This window comes from Bacillus sp. FSL K6-1560, assembly GCF_038592935.1.
Classification (GTDB): Bacteria; Bacillota; Bacilli; order Bacillales; family Bacillaceae; genus Bacillus; species Bacillus subtilis.
On record NZ_CP151946.1, the window covers coordinates 2,551,181 to 2,573,614 of the forward strand.

The following is a 22,434-nucleotide window of genomic DNA, read 5'->3' on the forward strand; positions in this document are numbered from 1 at the left end:
AAAATGCGCTAAATATCATCCAATTTATTCCGATATTGTATATGAACCCTATTTAAAGGAGGATTTTTATGAAAAAAATCGGTTTATTGTTTATGTTATGTCTGGCAGCCCTGTTTACAATAGGTTTCCCGGCACAGCAAGCAGACGCTGCTGAGGCACCTTATAAGGCCTCAATCACAAATATCAGCACAGATGGAGGGGTATACGGTAAAATCAATTACGGACAAGGTCAATATTGGCGAGTCAAGTACAATATTACAGTAAGCGGCAAATTACTCGACCAAAACGGACAGCCAGTGCCAAACGCGCCCGTAAGATTTGAAGCGGACACGAAGGTCGGAAACACAACACAAACTGCTTCAGGAACGACTGATGCAAACGGAACATTTGAGGTTCCAATGTATTTGGGGCCAGCTGCTGGGTATTACACGTATTACACATCTGTTTCCGTTCATTACTATGACATCATCCCATTCAGAGTTTTTTCTGGTGAGTCAAGACTGGTATCCACTGATAACAGCCTTTATCATTTCGCCTATCAAGTAAGAAGATAAAAAAGAAAAGGCCCCAAGATGTTGGGGCCTTTTTCTTAATCGTCGGCTTTTTCCACTAAATCTGAAAAGAGTCCGTACACATAGGATTCTGGATCAAATTCCTGAAGATCGTCAACTTTTTCTCCTAAACCGACTAGTTTAACCGGGATGTGAAGCTCGTTGCGAATCGCAAGGACGATACCGCCCTTTGCCGTACCGTCAAGCTTCGTTAAAGCAATGCCGGTAACATTTGTTGCTTTAGAGAACTCTTTTGCCTGAGCCATTGCATTTTGGCCGGTCGTGGCATCAAGGGCAAGCAGCACCTCATGCGGAGCTTCAGGAACTTCTCTTTCGATAACACGTTTTACTTTTTCAAGCTCTTTCATGAGATTTACTTTGTTTTGGAGACGACCTGCCGTATCACAAATTAATACATCGGCATTTCTTGCTTTCGCAGCATGAACAGCATCGTAGATGACAGCCGCCGGATCGCTTCCGGCCGTCTGCTTAATGACAGGCACTCCTGTACGCTCTCCCCATACTTCCAGCTGTTCAATAGCTCCCGCTCTGAAAGTGTCTCCGGCGGCAAGTACGACAGATTTTCCTTCTTGTTTCATTTTATGGGCAAGCTTTCCGATCGTTGTTGTTTTCCCGACGCCGTTTACACCTACCAGAAGGATTACGTTTAAACGCCCATCCTGGATGTTCAGTTCTGAAATTTGCTCATCTCCGCTGTTATAAATCTCGACCAGTTTCTCAGAAATCACTGACTGGACTTCCTTTGGATCTTGAATATTTCTGCGTTTGACTTCTTTTTTCAGTTCATCTATTAATTCCATAACGGTTGTAAAACCGACATCCGCGCTGATAAGAACCTCTTCAAGCTCTTCGAAGAAATCCTCATCCACTTTACGGTAACGGGATACAAGATCATTCACTTTGTTTTGAAAGGAGTTTCTTGTTTTTTCAAGGCCATCCTTAAACTTTTCAGATACGGAATCTGTCTGTTTTGTGATTTTCTCTTTTAATTTTTTAAAAAAGCTCATCTTTTAACCTCTTTCCTCGTTACTGAACGAATTCTTTTGTTTCTTCCAGCTTAACGGAGATTACCTTGGAAACACCGGATTCCTGCATGGTTACGCCATAAAGCACATCCGCTTCCTCCATCGTTCCTTTTCTGTGGGTAATCACAATAAACTGGGTATCACTGCTGTATTTTTTTAAATACTGCGCAAATCGGAACACATTCGCTTCGTCGAGCGCAGCCTCTACTTCGTCAAGGACGCAAAACGGCACTGGACGAACCTTTAGGATTGAGAATAAGAGCGCTATAGCAGTAAGCGCACGCTCTCCGCCTGACAGGAGGTTTAAGTTTTGCAGCTTTTTCCCCGGCGGCTGAGCGATAATCTCGACTCCTGAATGAAGCAGATCGTTAGGATCGGTGAGCCTCAGTTCAGCTCGCCCTCCTCCGAATAAGGAGCGGAAAACTTGATCAAAGTGTGAGCGGATTTGGACGAATGTGTCGTTAAAGCGCTTCGTCATTTCTTCATCCATTTCTTCAATCACTTGGAACAAGGTATTTTTCGCTTCTGTTAAATCTTCTTTTTGTTCCGACAGAAACTTGTACCGTTCGTTGACCCTCTCAAACTCATCTATGCTTCCGAGGTTCACGGTACCCAGCTCTTCAATTGCGAGTTTAATCAGCTTCACGCGCTTTCTGGCTTCCTCTGGATCAGTTTCAAGCTGATATTTCTCTTTTGCCCCCTCAAAGGACAAGCTGTATTCCTCCCGTAAGTATTGGAGTAAATTATCAAGCTCGACTTCCATCCGTCCGAGTTTGACTTCTTCGTCTTTTAAGAGCGTTGTTTTTTGTTTATACAGACGTTTCATTTCTTTCAGCTCACGCTCATACGTATCAAGCCCATGCTGAAGCTTGATGCGCTGATCGCGCCTTAATGCAATCAGTTCGATCGTTTTCGTTTTGTCATTCAATTTATGTTTTGCTGCCTCTTCCAGCTTTTCTTCGCCGCTGGTGCTAGATGACATCTCTGACGTTAAGAAGCTTAAGTCTTCTTTTGCTTCTTTTAACGCAAGCTCTGTTTCAGTGAGCTCTTTCTTTAACCTGGCAAGGTTGTCCTCTTCCCCCTTGCAAGCCTGCTCTTTTTTGGCCGCAGCGATCTTCAGCTCAGTCAGCTCGTTGGAGAGAGACTCTTTCGTTGAGGATTGCGTTTGTTTTTGTTTTGTCAGTCTGTCTATGTCCTCTTCAAGCTGTTTCATCTTTTCAGATACGGCAGAGAGCTCTTCTTCAAGCTTGCGTTTGCGCGCTTTTTTCTCTTCATCGCTTTCAGACAGAGCAGATTTTTCTTGGTCATAGAGCTCTAAATGGGTATTGATATTTTTCTCGGCAACTTGAAGTTCGTACAGCTGGCCTTTCACATCCTGCTGCTTTAACCTTAAGCCTTCCCCGGTTTCTCTTAAGTCAGCCAGTTTTTTCTCCATATCCTGAATGGATTGCTTAAGGGTTTTGACCTCTTGTTCAAGCAGTGCTGTTTTCTCTTCCATTTCAGCGAGCCGTTTCGTCACATCTTCTAGCTCCCGGCTTCTTCCAAGGAGGGAGTTATTTTTCTTTTTAACCGCGCCGCCCGTCATTGAACCACCGGGGTTCACAACATCTCCCTCAAGGGTTACGATGCGGTACCGGTGCCCGAGAAGCTTTGCAAGCTCGTTTGCACCCTTTAAGTCCTCTGTGATCAGAACGGTTCCAAGAAGATTCTGGATGACGCTTCGATACGCAGAATCAAATGTGACAAGTTCACTGGCAACCCCGAGAAATGATGAATGTCGGGCGGCTGTTTCCGCGTCACGGCTTTGAAGCTGGCGGTCTCTAATAACAGAAAGAGGCAGAAACGTCGCCCGGCCGAAGGAATTCTGCTTTAAATATTGAATCGCTTTTCGGGCAGATTGTTCATCGTCGGTCACGACATGCTGAGCAGAAGCGCCGAGCGCTATTTCAATGGCCGTTTCATACTTCTGTTCTGTAGAAATCAGCTCAAGAACCGCTCCGCGAATTCCACCAAGGCGCTCTTTCGCTTTTAGCACTTCTTTAACACCTTGAAAAAAGCCAGAAAAGTCTCCCTGCATCGTCTCAAGCATGTCCTTTTTTGATCTCGCTTGCTGAACGTATTGGTATGCCTGATACAGAGCGGATTCATTTTTTTCGTATTGACGCTTTTTCTGCTCATATTTTGTCTGCATATCACGATATGCACCGACTTGACTGTGAATCTCCTGCTCAATTCGAGCAAATTCCGTTTCACATGCGGCTTTACGCGCAGAAATATCACGCCGTTCCTGCAGATGCTTTTCATTGTTGTCCGCAAGTCTCTGCAATGTGACAGCGGATTGGGACATCTGGTCATCAAGAAGCTGGAGTTCGTTGCGTATCGAAGCCTGGCTGTTTAACAGCTCAAAATAATCACTTTTCAGCTGCTCGATTTTCTCTTCGACATTTTCATTGTGAAGACTGAGAGCCTGCTGTTTTTCTTTTACTTGCGCCCTTAACTGCTTCACCTCAGCCTGAAGCGTTTCGAAGACAGCTTCCTGCTTCGAAAGCTCTTCTTTCAGAACCGTTTCTTTTTGCTGGAACTGAACGATGGCTTCTTCAAGCTGTTCTTGGTTTTGCACAGCGTTTTTCTTTCGTTCTTTCAGGACTTCTTTACGGCCTTCGAGCTTTTCCAGCTCTTCACTAGTTACCAGTAAAACTTGCTGGAGTTCATCTACTGACTCATCAAGCGCTTGTATTTTGTCCCTTGTATCCTCAATCTTTGCTTCTTTCGCAGAAATAGCAGACGATTCAGCAAGCTCTTCTTCTTTTGCCATCTGCACTTTCTCTTTAAGAGTCGACCATTTACCATGCAGCTCTTCGATATCATAGGCAGTCAGCGCAATTTCAACATGCTCCAGCTCTTTCTTTTTCTCAAGATAGTCTTTCGCTATTGAAGCTTGAATTTTAAGAGGTTCAACCTGTCCTTCAAGCTCATGTAATATATCTTCTACCCGATTTAGATTGTCCTGTGTCTCAAACAGTTTATTTTCTGCTTTTTTCTTTCTCGTTTTATATTTAAGCACCCCGGCCGCTTCTTCAAAGATACTGCGGCGATCCTCCGCTTTGCTGCTCAGGATCTCTTCCACTTTCCCTTGGCTGATAATAGAAAATGCTTCTTTACCAAGCCCAGAGTCCATAAATAAATCAATAATATCTTTCAAGCGGCATGGCTGATTGTTAATCAGAAACTCACTCTCACCTGATCTGTACACACGTCTTGTGACACTCACCTCGTGGAAGTCAATTGGCAAGAAATGATCATCATTATCAAGAGTAAGCGTAACTTCAGCTAGATTTAATCGCTTTCTTGAATCACTCCCGGCAAAAATAATGTCCTCCATTTTTCCGCCGCGAAGAGAGCGTGCCGATTGTTCGCCGAGAACCCAGCGAATGGCATCCGTGATGTTGCTTTTTCCGCTTCCGTTCGGCCCGACAACTGCTGTCACGCCTTTAACGAAGTCTACGGAAATCCGTTCTGCAAATGATTTAAATCCTATAACGTCTAAACGTTTGAGGAACATAGCGATCCTCCTTATGTAATAAGTATTTCAATTCTATCATAAACATTGGTGAAATAAGACGGCATACATACTGAAATCCCCCTGAGTCATAAGGGGGATTTTATTGTTTCGTATGGTGTTTTTGCAATTTAGCTAAAGCTTCCTGAGCAGCGTGCTGTTCGGCTTCTTTCTTTGAACGGCCGTTTCCGACTCCGAGTGGTTCACCTTTTAGAGATACGATGGCTTCAAATTCACGGTTGTGCGCAGGTCCTTTTTCGTTGGAGATTTTATACTCCAGAGAGCCTTTGCCGTCCCGCTGCACGTATTCCTGCAGCTGGCTTTTGAAATCCATCACATGAGAAAAAGCACCATCGTTAATTTTAGGGAACACATAAACTTTTAAGAAACTTTCGACCGGCTCTAATCCTTGGTCAAGGTACAAGGCTCCGATAAATGCCTCAAAAACATCCGCCAATAGAGCAGGACGCTTTCTTCCGCCTGTCATTTCCTCGCCTTTACCCAACAGGACAAGATCGCCGAATGACAGCTCGTGAGCCAATGAAACGAGAGACGGTTCGCAAACAATTGCGGCTCTCAATTTCGTCAAATCTCCTTCACTCATAGCCGGGTATTTGGCAAATAAGAATCTGGAGATCGTCAGTTCCAAAACAGCGTCACCTAAAAATTCAAGCCTTTCATTATCTTCATACGGCTTTTTCCGATGCTCATTCACATAAGATGAATGTGTAAATGCTTGATACAAAAGCTTTTCATTTTGAAAGTGAACCGAAATCCGTTCTTGAAACTCTTTAAATTGTTCTACTTTTTTATAGAACTTTTTTTTATCTTTATAATGTGAGTGTTTTGACATAGTAACCTCCATAGGCACATCAGGTTCACCGCGCTTCTCTGACTAAACCGGATACAGCGCGCGTAAAAGCGGCATGCTGTAATAACTGCACGAATAAAGGGCTAAAGCCCCGCGTTTCGGCGGGACTTTTAGCATCAGCTTATTGCTGGTTTTGTATGTAGTTCACAGCGTCGCCGACTGTTGCAATCTTTTCAGCATCTTCGTCAGAAATCTCCATATCAAACTCGTCTTCAAGTTCCATAACAAGCTCAACTACATCTAGGGAATCAGCACCTAAGTCTTCCTTGAAAGAAGCTTCAAGTTTGACGTCTGCTTCATCAACGCCAAGGCGATCTACGATGATTTTCGTTACACGCTCTAATGTGTCTGCCATAGCAATTCACCTCCCCTCAAGTATTATAGTGGATTCGTTTTTAAAAAACTAGAGAAACTATGATGAAATTTTCGAGAAAAAACTTACATCACCATTCCGCCGTCAATATGAAGCGTTTGGCCTGTCATATAACGGGCTCCTTCTGAAGCTAGGAACGTGACAACACTGCTGACATCGCTAGGTTCACCAAAGCGCGCGAGCGGAATTTGTTTCAGCATTTCGTCTTGAACGTCTTTTGCAAGTTTATCTGTCATATCAGTTGAGATAAATCCTGGCGCTATTGCGTTTACCGTAATATTTCGGCTGGCGAGCTCTTTAGCAGAAGACTTGGTTAAACCGATGACGCCGGCTTTTGCAGCCACGTAGTTGGCCTGTCCAGGGTTTCCGCTGACGCCGACGATAGACGATACGTTAATAATGCGGCCTGAACGCTGTTTCATCATTTGTCTTGTAACAGCTTTTGTGCAGTTGAAAACACCCTTCAGGTTAATGTTAATGACGTCATCCCATTCGTCTTCTTTCATTCTCATGATGAGATTGTCTCTTGTAATTCCCGCATTATTAACCAGAATGTCAATCGTAGAAAAAACAGACAATGTTTCTTTTATCATGTTTTGTACATCTTCGGGATTTGATACATCCGCTTTTACAGCAATTGCTTTTCTGCCCATTGATTTGATTTCATCTACCACTTCATTTGCTTTCGCTTCATTGCCGGAGTAGTTCACGACAACATTTGCTCCGCTTTTTGCCAGATCAAGGGCGATTGAGCGGCCGATTCCGCGGGATGCGCCAGTGACAATAGCCGTTTTATCATTAAGCATTATCATTCTCCTCCTTAAGCGTTTGAATTGCCAGCTCGATCGTTTCCGGATCTGATACAGCAATTGTTTTTAACCGTCTATTTACTTTTTTCACAAGGCCTGAAAGCACTTTTCCGGGACCGATTTCAATAAAAGTCGTAACACCCTCTGCGATCAGCTTGTTAATGCTTTCCTCAAAACGAACCGGAGAGTAAAGCTGCTCAATAAGTTTTTCTTTGATATCTGCTTTTTCAGTCATCACGTCAGCAGAAACATTTGAGATGACCGGAACGTCAGCGTCTTTTATGTCACAGGCGTCCAATACCTCTTTCAGCTTTTCAGCAGCCGGTTTCATCAGTTCAGAATGGAACGGACCGCTTACTTCAAGCGGAATTGCGCGTTTTGCGCCGTTCTCTTTTGCCAGTTCAGATGCAAGCTCAACCCCTTTAGCTGTTCCGGAAATGACGATTTGGCCAGGACAGTTGAGATTCGCAAGCTGTACAAGGTTGCCTTCCTCTGTGACTTTATCGGTTACTTGCTTTAATGCTTCAGCATCCATGCCGAGAATCGCAGCCATTGCTCCTTCGCCAGCCGGCACCGCTTCATTCATAAACTCTCCGCGCTTTCTGACGGTATAAACAGCATCTTTGAAAGACAGAGCGCCAGCCGCAACCAGTGCAGAATATTCACCAAGGCTGTGTCCTGCTGTGAAATCAGGTGTAATGCCAGATTCTTTAAATTTCTCAAGAACAGCGATGCTTGTCGTAAGCAAAGCAGGCTGCGCATTGTATGTAAGTGTTAATTCTTCAGCAGCCCCCTCAAAAATAAGCGAGCTGAGTTTTGTTTCCAACGTTTCATCAGCTTCATCAAACAGACGCTTTGCAGCAGGCACCTGCTCATAAAGCTCTTTTCCCATGCCGATAAATTGTGATCCCTGACCCGGGAATAAAAATGCAATCTTACTCACGATGTAAAAACCTCCAGACTACTCATCTGTTTTTTCTTCTTTCACTTCTTCCTGAATGAGCGCAGCCACATTTTGGCTGACCATCTCTCTTGCTTGCCGAATCGCATGGAATACAGCATTTGAATCTGAAGAGCCGTGCGCCTTGATCACAGGCGCTTTTAAGCCAAAAAGACTTGCTCCGCCATAATTCGAATACTCCATTTTCATTTTCATTTCTTTCAATTTTGGCTTCAGCACAGCTGCTGCAAGCTTGGATGTCAAAGTAGACGTCATTACGTCTCTCATCATTTTAAAAATAGACAACGCAGAGCCTTCCAGCGTTTTGAGTGTAACATTCCCGGTAAAGCCGTCTGTTACTACAACGTCCGCCACATCATCTAAAAGGTCTCGCGCTTCCACGTTTCCGATAAAATTGATGTTTGCTGTTTCTTTTAAAATTTGAAACGTCTGCTTCGTCAGTTCGTTTCCTTTTTTATCTTCTGTTCCGACATTTAAAAGTCCGACTCTCGGTGAAGTGACACCGCGCACTTGCTGAGAATAAACAGAACCCATGATGGCATATTGAACGAGGTGCTCCGGTTTGGCATCGACATTGGCGCCGACATCAAGGAGAAGAAATCCGTCTCCCGAAACAGTCGGAAGTGTCGGGGCAAGCGCCGGACGGTCAATTCCTTTAATTCTTCCGACAATAAAGAGACCGGCTGTCATTAATGCACCGGTATTCCCTGCTGAAATGCAGGCGTCAGCTCTGTTTTCCGCAACCTCCTGCGCCATAAGAACCATAGATGAGTTCTTTTTTCTTCGCACGGCACGGACAGGTTCATCCGTAGGCTCAATCACTTCATCTGCGTGCAGCACCGTGATGCGATCTGATGTAGTTGTTAAATGTGATTCTATCGTTGTTTTGTCACCGACAAGTGTGATATGGAGATCATCAAATGCCTCTATACCTTTTATAACTCCGTCAATAACAGCTTTGGGAGCGTGGTCTCCTCCCATTGCATCTACAGCTATTCTCATGCATGCTCCACCTTTATGAATGTTTTGAACGATACATGTCAAAGCGTCCAGAAAAAACAATTTCTTCGCCAACGTAGCTGTTCACTTCGACAACCGTTCTTCCTTTTTCTTTTTCGACAGCCGTCACTTTCGCTTTTGCTACGACACGTTCACCCTGCTTTACCTGTCTTGTAAAGCGGATGTCTGCACTGGCAGTCAGCGCCAGCTCGTCATCAATGACTGCAACGGCCAAAGAATTCGCCTGTGCAAATAAATGGTGTCCTCTCGCAATCTGATTCCGGCTGAACACGTGCTCCTGTTTTATTTCTAAAATGGATATCGCCTGATCATCCAGCTCAAGGTCAATAATTTCTCCGATAACTTCATCAAGTGACAGGGACTTCACTTCGTCCTCAAGTGTTTTCTCTGCCACGTTCTTAATTCTTTCTCTCAGTTCAGGTATGGAAAGCTCTAAGCGGTCCAAACGTATCGTCTGGATGCTCACCCCGAATTTACCCGCTAGTTCTTCATCTGTAATAAAGGGGGTTGCTTGAATCGTCTGCTGAAGTAATTCCTGGCGTTCTCTCTTATTTCTTCTCATATCTAAACACCATCCGGACAATTAAGACTAGGTACTAATAGTAGTATATAATTTCATAGATTGGAATGCAACGATTGTTTCTGGCTGAACACCAAAAACTTCTGATACTCAGCTTAATTTTTCCCCGTCCATTACTCCGCTCTTCAGCAATTCATCTCTTAACACAGCGTATTCCGGCTCCTTCCAGAACGCGTCAGAAGCCACAAGATTCGCAGCATCCTGCCTTGCCGTTTCAAGCGCTCTGTAATCATGAACCATGTCCGCCACTTTAAATTCCGGCATTCCGCTTTGTTTTTTTCCGAAGAAATCACCGGGACCTCTCAGTTCCAGATCCTTTTCAGACAGCTCGAAACCGTCATTGGTCTCCGACATGATCCTCATCCGTTCTTTCCCTGTTTCTGATTTTGGATCAGCCATCAGAATACAGAAAGATTGATGCTCACCCCGTCCAACACGGCCGCGCAGCTGGTGAAGCTGTGATAGTCCGAAACGGTCGGCGTCATAAATCACCATAATCGTTGCATTCGGAACATTCACGCCAACCTCCACAACAGTGGTTGATACGAGAATTTGACAGTGATTTGCGCTGAATTCTCTCATGACCTGGTCTTTTTCATCGGAATGCAGCTTTCCATGCATAAGGCCGACATTCCATTTTCCCCGAAAAATATCAGAAAGCATATTGTACACGTCAATGGCGTTTTGCACATCAAGCTTGTCTGATTCTTCAATCAGCGGACAGATGATATAAGCCTGCCTGCCTTGCTTTAATTCTTTTTCGACAAATGCCAATATACGATCCAGCATGTCATGTTTTACCCAATAGGTTTCGATTCGCTTTCGTCCAGCCGGCATCTCATCAATGACAGATACATCCATTTCACCGAACACTGTGATCGCTAACGTTCTTGGGATTGGAGTGGCTGTCATAAAGAGAACATCGGGATCCTGCCCTTTGTTCCGAAGCTTTTTGCGCTGCTCAACTCCAAATCTGTGCTGTTCATCAGTAATAACGAGACTCAGCGCCTTAAACTCCACCTCGTCTTGGATTAAAGCGTGGGTTCCTACAAGAATATCAATCTCACCCGCCGCAAGACGCTCAAGCAGTTCTTTTCGCCGCTTCCCTTTAACAGAGCTTGTCAAAAGAGCAACGCTGACGTCCCATTTTTCAAATAGCGAAACGAGCGAATCAGCATGCTGCTCGGCCAGAATTTCTGTCGGCACCATGAGCGCTCCTTGGTATCCGGATAGGATCGCGGCATACAGTGCAATGGCGGCGACTGCCGTTTTTCCTGATCCAACGTCCCCTTGAAGAAGACGGTTCATTCTGTATGGAGAAGACATGTCTGCTGTTATTTCGCGAAGAACGCGTGACTGGGCGTTTGTGAGGGGAAACGGGAGGCTTTTGATAAATCTCATGAGTTCTTCGTTTGAAAAACGCTGCCGTATCCCTTGTGTCTGCTCTCTTTCCGCCTTTCGGAACGCCTGCATTTTCAACTGAAACAACAAAAATTCTTCATAAACAAACCGCCGTCTGGCAAGCTTTAATGCTTCCCTTGTTTCAGGCTGGTGCATTGCTTTTAACGCTTGATAATAGTCAGGCAGTTTATAGCTTTTTCTTAGCTTTTCCGGAAGAGGATCAGGAAGTGAGTCTGCATATTGGGTCAGCGCCTGCTGAATAAAGCGCCTCATCATTTTGACGGTAACATTTTCTTTCACAGAATACACTGGTTCAATGCTTTTGTCTTCTTGATGCGGCCCGTTTTTCAACTCCTGAACAGAGATGGTTTGGCGGTGCTTGTCCCATTTACCTGAAACCGTCACCACAGAGCCGAGCGAAAGCTGCTTCTTCAAATAAGGCCGGTTAAAACATACGGCTGTAATTAAATAGTGGCCGACCAGAAGCCTGAATGTCAGCCTGTTTCGTTTTTTTCCGTAATAGGTAAGAGAAGGCTCTGAATGAACCTTCCCTTCGACTGTGACTCTTTCATCATGCTTTACTTCTTCTAAATCCCTCAGCTCGTAGTCATCATAGCGATAAGGGAAATAATTCAGAAGATCAGAAATGTCATAAATACCGAGTTCGTGTAATGTTTTTTCTGTTTCCGGCCCAATACCCTTAATGTTAGCTATACTAGTTTGCTGATGTTGTTTCACGTGAACCTAGCGCTCCTCCGAAAATTTTTTTCTCTAATTCTCTTCCTGTCGGTGTTGCCGCTAAACCGCCCTGGCCTGTTTCTCTAAGTGCAGTTGGCATCGTTTGGCCTATTTTATACATGGCATCGATAACCTCATCACATGGAATACGGCTTGTAATGCCCGCCAATGCCATATCAGCGGCAATCATCGCATTTGACGCGCCCATCGCATTCCGTTTCACGCAAGGCACCTCAACAAGCCCTGCAACAGGGTCGCACACGAGGCCTAGCATATTTTTTAATGTAATGGCCATGGCTTCCGCGCTTTGTTCGGGTGTTCCTCCTGCCATTTCAACAATGGCCGCAGCCGCCATGCCTGAAGCTGATCCAACCTCTGCCTGACATCCTCCGGCGGCGCCGGAAATGCTTGCGTTATTAGCCACGACAAATCCGAAAGCCCCGGCTGTAAACAAAAAGCGGATCATTTGTTCTCTTGTTGGATTCAGCTTTTCTTTTACAGCAAATAACGTACCGGGCACCACACCGGCAGAACCTGCAGTCGGTGTCGCACAGATGGTTCCCATGGCTGCATTTACTTCATTTGTTGCAACGGCTTTCGATACAGCATCTAAAATCAGCGGGCCAGACAGGCTTTTTCCTGATCGAATATAGGCCTGCAATTTAACGGCATCTCCGCCTGTTAAGCCCGTTTGGCTCGTAACTCCCTCGAGTCCTTTCTGAACCGCCGCTTCCATAACAGACAGGTTATGATCCATCTGCTGAAAAATGTCCTCTTTTGTTTTTTCTGTTACTTCCATCTCTTGAGCTATCATCACATCAGAGATCAATATTTGTTTTTCTTTAGTAATCTCAATTAATTCTTTTACATTACGAAACATAACTGGCTCCTCCTGACCCTTTTCGCTAGTCAGCAATCTTTGTCACTTGAATAATATTCGGCAGCTTCGACAGCTCGTCGAGAATGTGGTCGTCAATATTTTGATCGACCTCTATTGTCATCAGCGCAAGCTGGCCGATATCTTTCCGGGCTACTTCCATATGTCCTACGTTAATTGAAAATTTCGCCAGAACATTGGCAACACCGGCAATTGTGCCAAACTTGTCATTATGAACAACTAATATGGCCGGATGATTTCCTGACAGCCGGAGCTCAAAACCATTTAATTCTGTGATTTCAATCTTTCCTCCGCCAATCGAAATACCCGTCAGTTCAAGCTCACCCTTTTCATCAGAAATGATGATTTTTGCTGTGTTCGGATGGACCGGGACTGCGTCTTCTACCCGAAACTCTATATCAATTCCTTTAGCTTCTGCAATTTTTATAGCGGTTTTAATCCGTTCATCGAATGTATCAAAATCAAGCAATCCGCCGATAATCGCGACATCTGTGCCGTGGCCCTTATACGTTTCCGCAAACGAGCCGTAAAAAGATACAATGATGCGCTCAGGCTCTCTGCCAAATAAACTTCTGGCCACTCTCCCGATTCTAGCAGCTCCCGCTGTATGAGAGCTGGACGGACCGATCATAACCGGGCCGATAATATCAAAAACGCTTCTGTATTTCATGCTATTCCTCCTTATGAACCAGAGCTTATTAGCGCTTTGCTTCTAGACTAATTGATCAGATATAAAATGGCAAGCGGGCGCGTTACAGCGCTGCCGCACTTAAAAGCAGACATAAGAATAGAAGGGCAAATTGCCCTTCTATTCTGCTGAAACTATATACGAATACAGAGGCTGTTTCCCATTGTGGATCTCAACCTCAATCTCCTCGTACTTTTCACTGAGAAACGCTTCAAGCTGCTCAGCTTCTTCCTGAGACGCATCCTCACCATATAGAATGGTCACGATTTCATCATCTTCTCCGATCATTTCTGACAGCAGCATTTTCGCGGCTGACAGCTGATTTTCAGAAGTGCCGATAATCGTTCCATTCAGAATGCCCATAAAGTCGCCTTTTTTAATGTCTTTACCGTCAATATGAGTATCTCTGACTGAGAACGTCACCTGTCCGCTTTTTACTTGCTGAATGGCGCTTAGCATATTGGCCTCGTTCGCTTCAGCTTCTTGATCCGGGTTAAAAGCCAGCAGAGCTGACATCCCTTGCGGAACCGTTTTAGCAGGAATGACAAAAACCTGTTCATCCACTACGCTGGCTGCTTGGTTAGCAGCCATGATAATGTTGGAGTTGTTAGGCAGGATAAATACCGTATCTGCATTTACAGACTTCACGGCATCAACAATATCCTCAGTGCTTGGGTTCATGGTCTGGCCGCCTTCAATCACAACAGAAGCGCCAATGCTTTTAAATAGGTCTGCAATTCCTTCTCCCATCGCTACAGTCACAATGCCATACGGCTGTTTTGCCGGCGGTGTTTCGTTGTCTGCAGGTTTGCTTTCTTGACTGATGATAGAGGTATGCTGTTCTCTCATATTTTCTATTTTTATTTTGATCAATTCACCGTAATGCTGGGCGTAGTTTAACACGTTTCCCGGCTCTTCAGCATGAATATGAACCTTCGCCAGCGATTCATCCGCAATCACAAGCAGAGAATCTCCGAACTGGCTGAGGTCTTGCCTGAACGTGCCTTCGTCGAACTCTCTTTTTGTCTGATCAAGCCTAACCATCACTTCGGTACAGAATCCAAATTCAATATCTTCGGTATTCATCATGCTTTGCGCGCTCTTGTGATGCTCTGCGCTGACCATGTCGTCAAGTGACGGAAGAACTGCTTTCTGAGGTACAGTTTCACCTTTTAATGAAGCAAGAAAACCTTCATACACACAGAGCAGGCCTTTGCCCCCGCTATCGACAACTCCTACTTCCTTTAGGACAGGTAGCAATTCAGGGGTGCGGTTTAAAGACGCCTCTGCTTCTTCTGTCACTGCAGTCATCAGCGCAGTGATATCGGTTTCTTTTTCTGCTAAGATCATTGCTTTTTTTGCAGCGTCTTTTGCAACTGTTAAAATGGTGCCCTCTACAGGTTTCATGACAGCTTTATACGCCATGTCTACACCTGCTTGCAGCGCAGCGGCAAACTCAAGTGCATTAATTTCTTTTTTCGTTTCAATGTTTTTGCTAAATCCGCGGAACAATTGGGATAGGATAACTCCTGAATTTCCGCGTGCTCCCATGAGCAGCCCTTTAGATAACGCGGAGCCCACCTTCCCGATATCATCCGTATCCATTTGTTCAACTTCTCTTGCTCCGGAAGTCATCGACAGGTTCATATTTGTTCCCGTATCACCGTCCGGCACCGGAAACACGTTCAGTGCATCAACTGCACTGGCGTTTTGAGACAGATTCTGCGCTCCCGCAAGAATCATCTCGGCAAAGGTTCTGCCGTCTAATGTTCTGATAGACAATCCTACTCCTCCTAACTACGGGTTCGTCACTCGTACGCCTTGGACATAAATATTGACAGAATCCACTGCCAGTCCGATGGTTTGATTTACTGTGTACTTTACTTTTGTTTGGACATTATGTGCCACTTCAGAAATTTTCGTGCCGTAGCTGACAATGATATACATGTCGATATGTATCTGTTCTCCTTCTTGGCGAACTTGGACACCCCTGCTGAAATTCTCTTTCCGAAGGATTTCAGTCAGTCCGTCTTTAATCTGGTTTTTAGAGGCCATGCCGACAATGCCGTAACAGTCAACCGCCGCGCCTCCTGCAACCATCGCGATGACTTCATTAGATATATCAATCTGTCCGTACTTCGTTCTTAATTCAATGGACACACTAGTTCCTCCTTCGAATGCATAGAGTTACAGCTATTCTACTATATGGTTTCCATTATGAAAAGACCAGGCAATAATCGCTGGCCGTACCTCTACATATACTATAGCGCTGCTGTTTCCGCAAGATGTCAAGTGAATTTTCTTGAAAGATGATGAAACAATAGTTGCAAACGTTTTTTAGCTGTGGTAAATTATTTAAAGTATCCATATCGAAAGCATCTAAGATTATATGAATGTTAAAAAGTAGATGTTTTGTGCAAGTGAGGAGGGAAACAAATGGCACGTAAATGCGTTATCACAGGTAAAAAAACAACAGCTGGGAATAACCGTTCTCACGCAATGAACGCTTCTAAGCGCACTTGGGGCGCGAATCTTCAAAAGGTTCGTATCCTTGTGAACGGAAAACCTAAAAAAGTATATGTATCTGCTCGAGCTTTGAAATCCGGTAAAGTTGAGCGTGTATAACAAAATGAACGCCTGCCCCGATATGTGGCAGGCGTTTTTATGTGGTGAAAGAGGGCTTTGAACCCCTGGGCCTTAATCTTTTCTAAATGAGCCCAGCATCGCCCGGACAATTCCTCCTAAAAACTTCGGCAATTTAATGGTGTAAAATTTCATTTTTGTCCCCTCCTATAACGTCCCGTAACCGCCTTGTTCATTGTTTTCAGCAATTGAATGAAAGCACATGCTTAATCCGTGCTTCTTATCATTATTAATATGCCTTTTGCAAACGAAAAAGTACCTCGTGAATGAATGAGTTCGTTACTAATACATAGTGTTGAACCGAGCGTAATATGACAATTATTTAGAGGATATTTAAAACCGGTCAGGGTCAGCTCATGTATGTCTTCGGAAAACGGTATGAAGGAGATATATCGCTTATTTTCATCCTTCTCAATATCATATTCACCAGGAGGGAACATTTGAATATGATTTTGTTTGTCTATCAGCCTAATTTTTATGTTCGTTTTTACACCTCTATACAGAAGCTGAATGTTTCCTAAAAAATGATCAGCTCTGCCGCCTGTAATGCCGAAAATCTGAATAATATCCGGATGCTTTTCCAGCGCCCAATCAAGGGCGAGGTCTAAATCTGTTTGATCTTTTTCTGCTTGATACACATGAAGGGCGGGAGCGACTTTTTCTATTCGCCGGCGTTCTTGCTCTGTTATGCTGTCAAAATCTCCAAAGGCTTCAACAGGAATGATCCCGGCATCTAAGAGAGTGACGGTGCCTTTGTCAACACCGATCCAAAGCGTGTGTTCATCCGTATAGCCGGTTAGATCGGGAATGAGATTTTTCGGGCCTCCCGCAACGATATTAATTGTTTTCATCTCTGATTCCTTTCTCTGCATACAGGAAAAAGAGCTTAGGCTATTGTATGCCCAGCTCTTTTCTAAAGCTGCTTATTTACTTCCTCTGATTTCAGAAATTGCTTTTTTGCGGTCAGACTGGCCATAAACAGCTGAACCGGCAACGAGTAAATTTGCGCCCGCTTCAATGACGAGCGGAGCGGTTTCTTTGTTGACGCCGCCGTCTACTTCAATTAACAGATCTTTTTTTCCTTTTTCATCCGCCATTCGCTTAACCTCTTTTATTTTAGGAAGGACTGAATGAATAAATTTCTGCCCGCCGAAGCCCGGGTTCACCGTCATTAAAAGAACAAGATCAAGATCGTCGAAAACGTGCTCGATGACTTGTACAGGGGTATGCGGGTTTAGAACTACTCCGGCCTTCACTCCTTGCTCTTTAATGAGCTGGATGGTACGGTGCAGGTGCGGACATGCCTCAGCATGCACAGACAGGATATCTGCGCCTGCTTTCGCAAAAGCCGGGATATAACGATCCGGCTCTTCTATCATTAAATGGACATCAAGCGGCAGATCCGTTACCGGCCGGACTGCTTCTACAATCAGCGGACCGATTGTGATATTCGGGACAAAATGGCCGTCCATAACATCAATATGAATACAATCGGCTCCGCCTTTTTCTACATCTTTAATCTCATTGCCTAAAGCGGCAAAATCAGCGGAAAGAATAGATGGTGCAACCTTTATCATTATGCTAATACCTCGGCTTTCTGTCTTTAATCTCCGTCATAAATTCAACATAATGGTCATAGCGATACTGCTTTAATTCCCCGTCTTCAACAGCTTGTTTCACCGCACATTTCGGCTCTTTCAGATGTAAACAGCCTCTAAATTTGCATGAAGCGCTTTTTTCTCTGATATCAGGGAAGGTATAGCCCAGCTCTTCTTCCTCAATGTCTGTAAATTCAAGCGAGCTGAATCCCGGTGTATCTGCAACCAAACCTCCGGACGTGTGAATCAGCTCCACGTGGCGGGTTGTGTGTTTCCCGCGGCCCAAATGCTCGGAAATCTCGTTTGTTCTCAATCCGAGCTCCGGGCTGATCGCGTTGAGAAGCGAGGATTTCCCAACACCGGACTGACCGGCAAATACCGTTGTTTTATCCTGAAAATGCGGGATGATGTCCGCTAAACTATCTTGGTCCTTAGAGGAGGTAAGGTATACGTCATAACCAATATTCCGATAGTCTTCTGCATAGGCTTGTATCGTATCTTCTGTATCTTGATCTTCAATCAGATCCATTTTAGTAATGCATATAATCGGCTGAATATCATTGGCCTCAACGAGAACCAGGAAGCGGTCAAGCAATGCCGTGCTGAAAGAAGGCTGAACCGCTGAGAAAACCAGGACCGCTTGATCAACGTTGCAAATTGGCGGCCTGATAAGCTCATTGGTTCTTTCTTTAATTTCCATAAGATATCCTTCTTTGTCATTTTCAGCCTGGTACACAACGTAATCACCGACAAGAGGGGTAATTTTGTTTTTTCTGAAAATGCCTCTTCCTCTGCATTGTATTACTTTATCTGAATCCTCTGATTCATCCAGTACATAGTAAAAGCCGCTTAGCGCCTTAATAATTTTGCCCTCAGGCATATTTTCCCTCCTTGTTATTCATCTTTCGGATACTCAATGGTTTTGTAGCTGACAACTTTATTGTTTACCATTACTTGATAGTACCCTTTTTGGCCGGGTTCAATCTTTAGTTCGATCGTTCGTTCAGTCGGCTCTTTTATCTTAAATTCTTCGTAAGTGTCAGAGATGCTGTGATCTGCATCGTCAACCGCGATTTGCACTTGAAGCTCGTCCCCTTCATTTTCTGGTTCGTAGGGGATCTTGACCTTTTCTTTCACTGTTTTCGCAGGTTTTTTCTCTGGTCCGAGAGAGAATGTCACTTCAACTTCGTTTCCCGGCTTTACTGCCGTACCTGCTGCTGGTTTTTGTTTGACAACCTGTCCTTCTGGAACATCATCTGAGTATGCTTCTTTTTCTACAAGCTTCAATCCGTTGTCTTCCAGATATCCAGACGCTGCTTCTTTACTATAGGTTTTCAAGTCTCTAAGCGTAATGTCTTCGGGTCCGATACTGACTGTAAGTTTGACTTGATCTTCACTCGGGACAAGCTCAGTCCCTGCTGAAGGATTTTGGTCAATGACAGTGCCCGCATTTTTCTCGTCATTCACTTCATTTACTGTTACATGTTTAAACCCTTGGTCCTTCAACGCTTTTTTTGCCTGGTCGACCGTTTGGCCTGTCACATCACCGATCTCCGTTTTTGCTTTTCCGGTGCTCTTATAAAGGGTGACCGTGGCGCCTTCTTTGACTGTGGTATCCGCTTTAGGATCCGTTTTTACCATCAGGCCCTCTTCAATTTTTTCATCTGAGATTTCCAACACCTCGGAATCAACCTGTAAACCTTCTTTTTCCAAGAGCCCTGCGGCTTTTTCGTATTCCATTCCGGAGACATCAGGTATTTTGACATCCTTAGGCATGAAAAGCGACGGAAAAACAGTGACAGCAAGAATTCCAGCTGTGATAAAAACGAGGCATATCGTGAGCAAAACCCACGGCCACTTTTTTCTTTTGCCGTTCTTCTTTGTTTTGTTTTCTTGTGCGGTTGTCACTTCAGCTTCTTTTTCGCCAGCAGCTTTAGCAAGTTCTTCATCTTTAATGATAGGTATCGCTTTTGTCATTTCTTCATCTTCTTGAATCGTAAATCTCTTTTCATTGAGTCTGTCGGCATCAAAAGCTGTTTTTATGTCTGCTTCCATGTCTTCAGCCGTTTCGTAGCGATGAAAAGGATCTTTGGCAGTTGCCTTGAGTATGATGTTTTCAACGCTTTGGGGGACCGATGGATTCCACCTTTTTGCCGAAGGAGTTTCCGCTTGAAGATGCTTCAAGGCGATGCTGACTGCTGACTCTCCATCAAACGGAATACGGCCGGTTAAAAGCTCAAATAGAACGATTCCAAGCGCATAAATATCCGATTTCTTTGTGGCTAAGCCGCCCCGGGCCTGTTCAGGTGATAAGTAATGGACCGAGCCCAGAACTGAATTGGTATGGGTGATTGTGGTCGAACTTAGTGCCGTCGCAATTCCAAAATCCGTTACTTTGATATTTCCCATATGATCAATCAAAATGTTATGCGGCTTGATGTCTCTGTGAACAATCTGGTTTTGATGGGCATGAGCGATGGCTGAGACAATTTGCTCCATGATGTTCAGCGCTTCTTTAGGGTGAAGCGGCCCATTTGCTGTTATGTATTCTTTAAGCGTCATGCCTTCAACGTATTCCATGACAATATAATAAATATCATCTTCCTCGCCCAAATCGTAAATGCTGACAATATTCGGGTGATCGAGGCTTGATGCGGATTGGGCTTCTCTGCGGAAACGTCTGATAAATTCATTGTCATTTGCATAGTCAAACCGCAGGATTTTAATTGCGACTTCACGGTCTAGAATGATATCCTCAGCTAAATAAACGTTGGCCATTCCCCCGCCGCCTATAACGCGGAGAATTTGGTAACGCCCGCTGATCCGCTTGCCGATTAGCACTGATCTTCACCCTCTTCAACTTGTAAAGCAAGCTCAAGCAAAACTGCTGTTATGTTGTCTTCTCCGCCATTCTGATTGGCTTTGTCCACAAGCAAGTTTACTTTTTCCTGAGGAGCTGAATCGCTTTGCAGGATGTCTTTTAACTCAGTGCCTTCCACTTTATTCGTCAGTCCGTCAGAACATAGAAGCAGTTTGTCTCCGGGTTCTATATCAAAGGAACGGGTGTCAATACTGACTGACTGGTCTGTTCCAAGCGCCTTCGTCAACACATTTTTTCGCGGATGATGTTCAGCGTCTTCTCTGGAAATCTCTCCAGTGCGAACCAGTTCATTTACAAGCGAATGGTCTTCTGTCACTTGAACGAAATCACCGTCCTGAAGTAAATAGCATCTGCTGTCTCCGATATGGGCAACAGAAACCGTTTTCCCCGTAAAAAGTGCACATACAATCGTCGTCCCCATGCCTTGGCATTCTTCGTGGGCTTGAGCGTGATCGTATATTTTGCTGTTTACCGAAAGAATCTGTTCAATGAGCCATTTTTCACATTCCGAGGGCGCAGTTGGAATCATCTCTGCTTCATTCCATTTCTCCCCCATGGCTTTCACAGCCATCTTGCTCGCAACATCTCCAGCAAGATGGCCGCCCATGCCATCAGCGACAACCGCTAATATAAATTCATCTTTCCCCTTGAATATCCCCGCATCATCTTCATTATGCTGGCGGATTTTTCCTGTATCTGTTTTTAAGGCTGTTAACAACCCTCATCACCTCGTCTCGTCTTGACGCTCCTTCGCGCGAAGCTGACCGCAGGCTGCGTCAATGTCATGTCCTTGCTCTCTTCGGATTGTGACATTTACTCCGCGGGATTTCAGCGTTTTTTCAAAAGCAAAAATCTGATCACGCGGTGTGCGCACATAGTCCCGTTCAGGCACGTAGTTTACCGGAATCAAGTTCACGTGGCATTTGACCCCTTCCAGCAAGTCGGCAAGCTCTTCGGCGTGTTCCACCTGGTCGTTTACGCCTCCGAACAGCCCGTATTCAAAGCTGATGCGGCGTCCTGTTTTATTAATATAATATTTAACGGCTTCCATTAGATCAGGCAATTTATATGCTCTGTTAATCGGCATCAAACGGCTTCTGATTTCTGTGTTCGGCGCGTGCAGAGAAATTGCAAAGTTAATCTGCATTTGCTGATCAGCAAATTCGTAAATTTTCGGGATGATTCCACTCGTAGAGACCGTAATATGGCGAGCACCGATATTCAGGCCCTTGTCATGGTTAATGATTTTCAAGAAAGCGAGCATTTCGTTAAAGTTATCAAAAGGTTCGCCGATTCCCATGATCACGACAGAGCTGACACGTTCATCCGTTTCATCAAGAGCTTTTTGCACTTTGACTACTTGAGCGACAATTTCCCCCGCTTCAAGGTTTCGTTTTAAGCCTCCAAGCGTTGACGCGCAGAATGTACAGCCAATACGGCAGCCGACTTGTGTCGTTACACATACAGAATTGCCATACTCGTGCCTCATTAAAACGGTTTCGATGGTATAACCGTCATGAAGCTCAAACAAAAATTTCATCGTACCGTCTTGAGAGGTTTGTTTAACAGCCGTTTTCAGCGTTGTTAACACAAAGTGAGTGTTTAATTTCTCACGCAGGTCCTTTGAGAGGTTTGTCATATCTTCAAAAGAAGATACGCGTTTTTCATATAGCCATTCAAAGATCTGGGCTGCACGGAACGGTTTCTCTCCATTATCTGTCAGCCATTGTTTGATTTCATCTAATTCAAAAGAATAAATCGACGGACGCTCTGTCCGCAATTCTTTTCTTACTTTTGTTTTATTAAGTTCTGCCATT

General features: G+C 44.5%; 22 protein-coding genes. 2 read left to right on the top strand and 20 right to left on the bottom strand.

Annotation, left to right across the window (positions count from 1 at the left end):
- Window positions 1-68: 68 nt before the first annotated feature.
- Window positions 69-554, top strand: a complete 486-nt coding sequence (locus NYE22_RS13680; protein WP_003245834.1) for an Ig-like domain-containing protein — start codon at window positions 69-71, stop codon at window positions 552-554.
- 35 nt (window positions 555-589) lie between these two features.
- Here the strand turns inward: NYE22_RS13680 and ftsY are convergent, their stop codons facing one another.
- From ftsY to NYE22_RS13745, 13 genes are all read right to left on the bottom strand, one after another.
- Window positions 590-1,579 carry a signal recognition particle-docking protein FtsY gene (gene ftsY / locus NYE22_RS13685; protein ID WP_003232026.1) on the bottom strand — a complete coding sequence of 330 codons (990 nt, stop codon included), beginning with the start codon at window positions 1,577-1,579 and terminating at the stop codon, window positions 590-592.
- 19 nt (window positions 1,580-1,598) lie between these two features.
- Window positions 1,599-5,159 carry a chromosome segregation protein SMC gene (smc, locus tag NYE22_RS13690; protein ID WP_124048382.1) on the bottom strand — a complete coding sequence of 1,187 codons (3,561 nt, stop codon included), beginning with the start codon at window positions 5,157-5,159 and terminating at the stop codon, window positions 1,599-1,601.
- A gap of 100 nt (window positions 5,160-5,259) precedes the next feature.
- A complete protein-coding gene (gene rncS / locus NYE22_RS13695; RefSeq protein ID WP_003232030.1) occupies window positions 5,260-6,009 on the bottom strand; it encodes a ribonuclease III in 750 nt (249 codons plus the stop codon).
- A gap of 139 nt (window positions 6,010-6,148) precedes the next feature.
- Window positions 6,149-6,382, bottom strand: a complete 234-nt coding sequence (acpP, locus tag NYE22_RS13700) for an acyl carrier protein (RefSeq protein WP_003154310.1) — start codon at window positions 6,380-6,382, stop codon at window positions 6,149-6,151.
- Between the two features lie 83 nt (window positions 6,383-6,465).
- Window positions 6,466-7,206 carry a 3-oxoacyl-[acyl-carrier-protein] reductase gene (gene fabG / locus NYE22_RS13705; protein ID WP_003232035.1) on the bottom strand — a complete coding sequence of 247 codons (741 nt, stop codon included), beginning with the start codon at window positions 7,204-7,206 and terminating at the stop codon, window positions 6,466-6,468.
- Complete coding sequence (gene fabD / locus NYE22_RS13710) at window positions 7,199-8,152, bottom strand: ACP S-malonyltransferase (protein ID WP_015383644.1); 954 nt, start codon at window positions 8,150-8,152, stop codon at window positions 7,199-7,201. Before fabD ends, fabG begins: the two co-directional genes overlap by 8 nt.
- Window positions 8,153-8,170: 18 nt before the next feature.
- The gene (plsX, locus tag NYE22_RS13715) at window positions 8,171-9,172 is read right to left on the bottom strand and encodes a phosphate acyltransferase PlsX (RefSeq protein ID WP_003232041.1); all 1,002 of its coding nucleotides are present in this window, start codon (window positions 9,170-9,172) and stop codon (window positions 8,171-8,173) included.
- Between the two features lie 13 nt (window positions 9,173-9,185).
- Window positions 9,186-9,752: a transcription factor FapR gene (gene fapR / locus NYE22_RS13720; protein WP_003232044.1), complete on the bottom strand. Its 567-nt coding sequence runs from the start codon at window positions 9,750-9,752 to the stop codon at window positions 9,186-9,188.
- A 108-nt stretch (window positions 9,753-9,860) separates the two neighbouring features.
- On the bottom strand, window positions 9,861-11,909 hold the full coding sequence (gene recG, locus NYE22_RS13725) for an ATP-dependent DNA helicase RecG (RefSeq protein ID WP_014479767.1): 2,049 nt from the start codon (window positions 11,907-11,909) through the stop codon (window positions 9,861-9,863).
- Window positions 11,887-12,789: an L-serine ammonia-lyase, iron-sulfur-dependent, subunit alpha gene (sdaAA, locus tag NYE22_RS13730; protein WP_003232049.1), complete on the bottom strand. Its 903-nt coding sequence runs from the start codon at window positions 12,787-12,789 to the stop codon at window positions 11,887-11,889. The genes recG and sdaAA overlap by 23 nt, the downstream gene beginning before the upstream one ends.
- A gap of 25 nt (window positions 12,790-12,814) precedes the next feature.
- Window positions 12,815-13,477, bottom strand: a complete 663-nt coding sequence (gene sdaAB, locus NYE22_RS13735) for an L-serine ammonia-lyase, iron-sulfur-dependent subunit beta (protein ID WP_213419703.1) — start codon at window positions 13,475-13,477, stop codon at window positions 12,815-12,817.
- Window positions 13,478-13,615: 138 nt separating this feature from the next.
- On the bottom strand, window positions 13,616-15,277 hold the full coding sequence (locus tag NYE22_RS13740; RefSeq protein WP_003245033.1) for a DAK2 domain-containing protein: 1,662 nt from the start codon (window positions 15,275-15,277) through the stop codon (window positions 13,616-13,618).
- A gap of 15 nt (window positions 15,278-15,292) precedes the next feature.
- Entirely contained in the window at window positions 15,293-15,655 is a 363-nt protein-coding gene (locus NYE22_RS13745) for an Asp23/Gls24 family envelope stress response protein (protein ID WP_003232054.1), read from the bottom strand.
- A 276-nt stretch (window positions 15,656-15,931) separates the two neighbouring features.
- Here NYE22_RS13745 and rpmB point away from each other — a divergent pair, with 276 nt between their 5' ends.
- A complete protein-coding gene (gene rpmB / locus NYE22_RS13750) occupies window positions 15,932-16,120 on the top strand; it encodes a 50S ribosomal protein L28 (protein WP_003221548.1) in 189 nt (62 codons plus the stop codon).
- A gap of 72 nt (window positions 16,121-16,192) precedes the next feature.
- On the opposite strand, the gene spoVM is transcribed toward rpmB, so the two are convergent.
- From spoVM to rlmN, 7 genes are all read right to left on the bottom strand, one after another.
- Complete coding sequence (gene spoVM / locus NYE22_RS13755) at window positions 16,193-16,273, bottom strand: stage V sporulation protein SpoVM (RefSeq protein WP_003221545.1); 81 nt, start codon at window positions 16,271-16,273, stop codon at window positions 16,193-16,195.
- A 71-nt stretch (window positions 16,274-16,344) separates the two neighbouring features.
- Complete coding sequence (locus NYE22_RS13760; RefSeq protein WP_161985988.1) at window positions 16,345-16,989, bottom strand: thiamine diphosphokinase; 645 nt, start codon at window positions 16,987-16,989, stop codon at window positions 16,345-16,347.
- Between the two features lie 72 nt (window positions 16,990-17,061).
- Entirely contained in the window at window positions 17,062-17,715 is a 654-nt protein-coding gene (rpe, locus tag NYE22_RS13765; protein WP_003232058.1) for a ribulose-phosphate 3-epimerase, read from the bottom strand.
- A 4-nt stretch (window positions 17,716-17,719) separates the two neighbouring features.
- Entirely contained in the window at window positions 17,720-18,616 is an 897-nt protein-coding gene (gene rsgA, locus NYE22_RS13770) for a ribosome small subunit-dependent GTPase A (protein ID WP_014476783.1), read from the bottom strand.
- A 14-nt stretch (window positions 18,617-18,630) separates the two neighbouring features.
- Entirely contained in the window at window positions 18,631-20,577 is a 1,947-nt protein-coding gene (gene prkC / locus NYE22_RS13775) for a serine/threonine protein kinase PrkC (RefSeq protein ID WP_015252109.1), read from the bottom strand.
- A complete protein-coding gene (gene prpC, locus NYE22_RS13780; protein WP_161619549.1) occupies window positions 20,571-21,335 on the bottom strand; it encodes a protein-serine/threonine phosphatase PrpC in 765 nt (254 codons plus the stop codon). Before prpC ends, prkC begins: the two co-directional genes overlap by 7 nt.
- Window positions 21,336-21,341: 6 nt before the next feature.
- Window positions 21,342-22,433, bottom strand: a complete 1,092-nt coding sequence (gene rlmN / locus NYE22_RS13785) for a 23S rRNA (adenine(2503)-C(2))-methyltransferase RlmN (protein ID WP_015252110.1) — start codon at window positions 22,431-22,433, stop codon at window positions 21,342-21,344.
- Window position 22,434 lies beyond the last annotated feature (1 nt).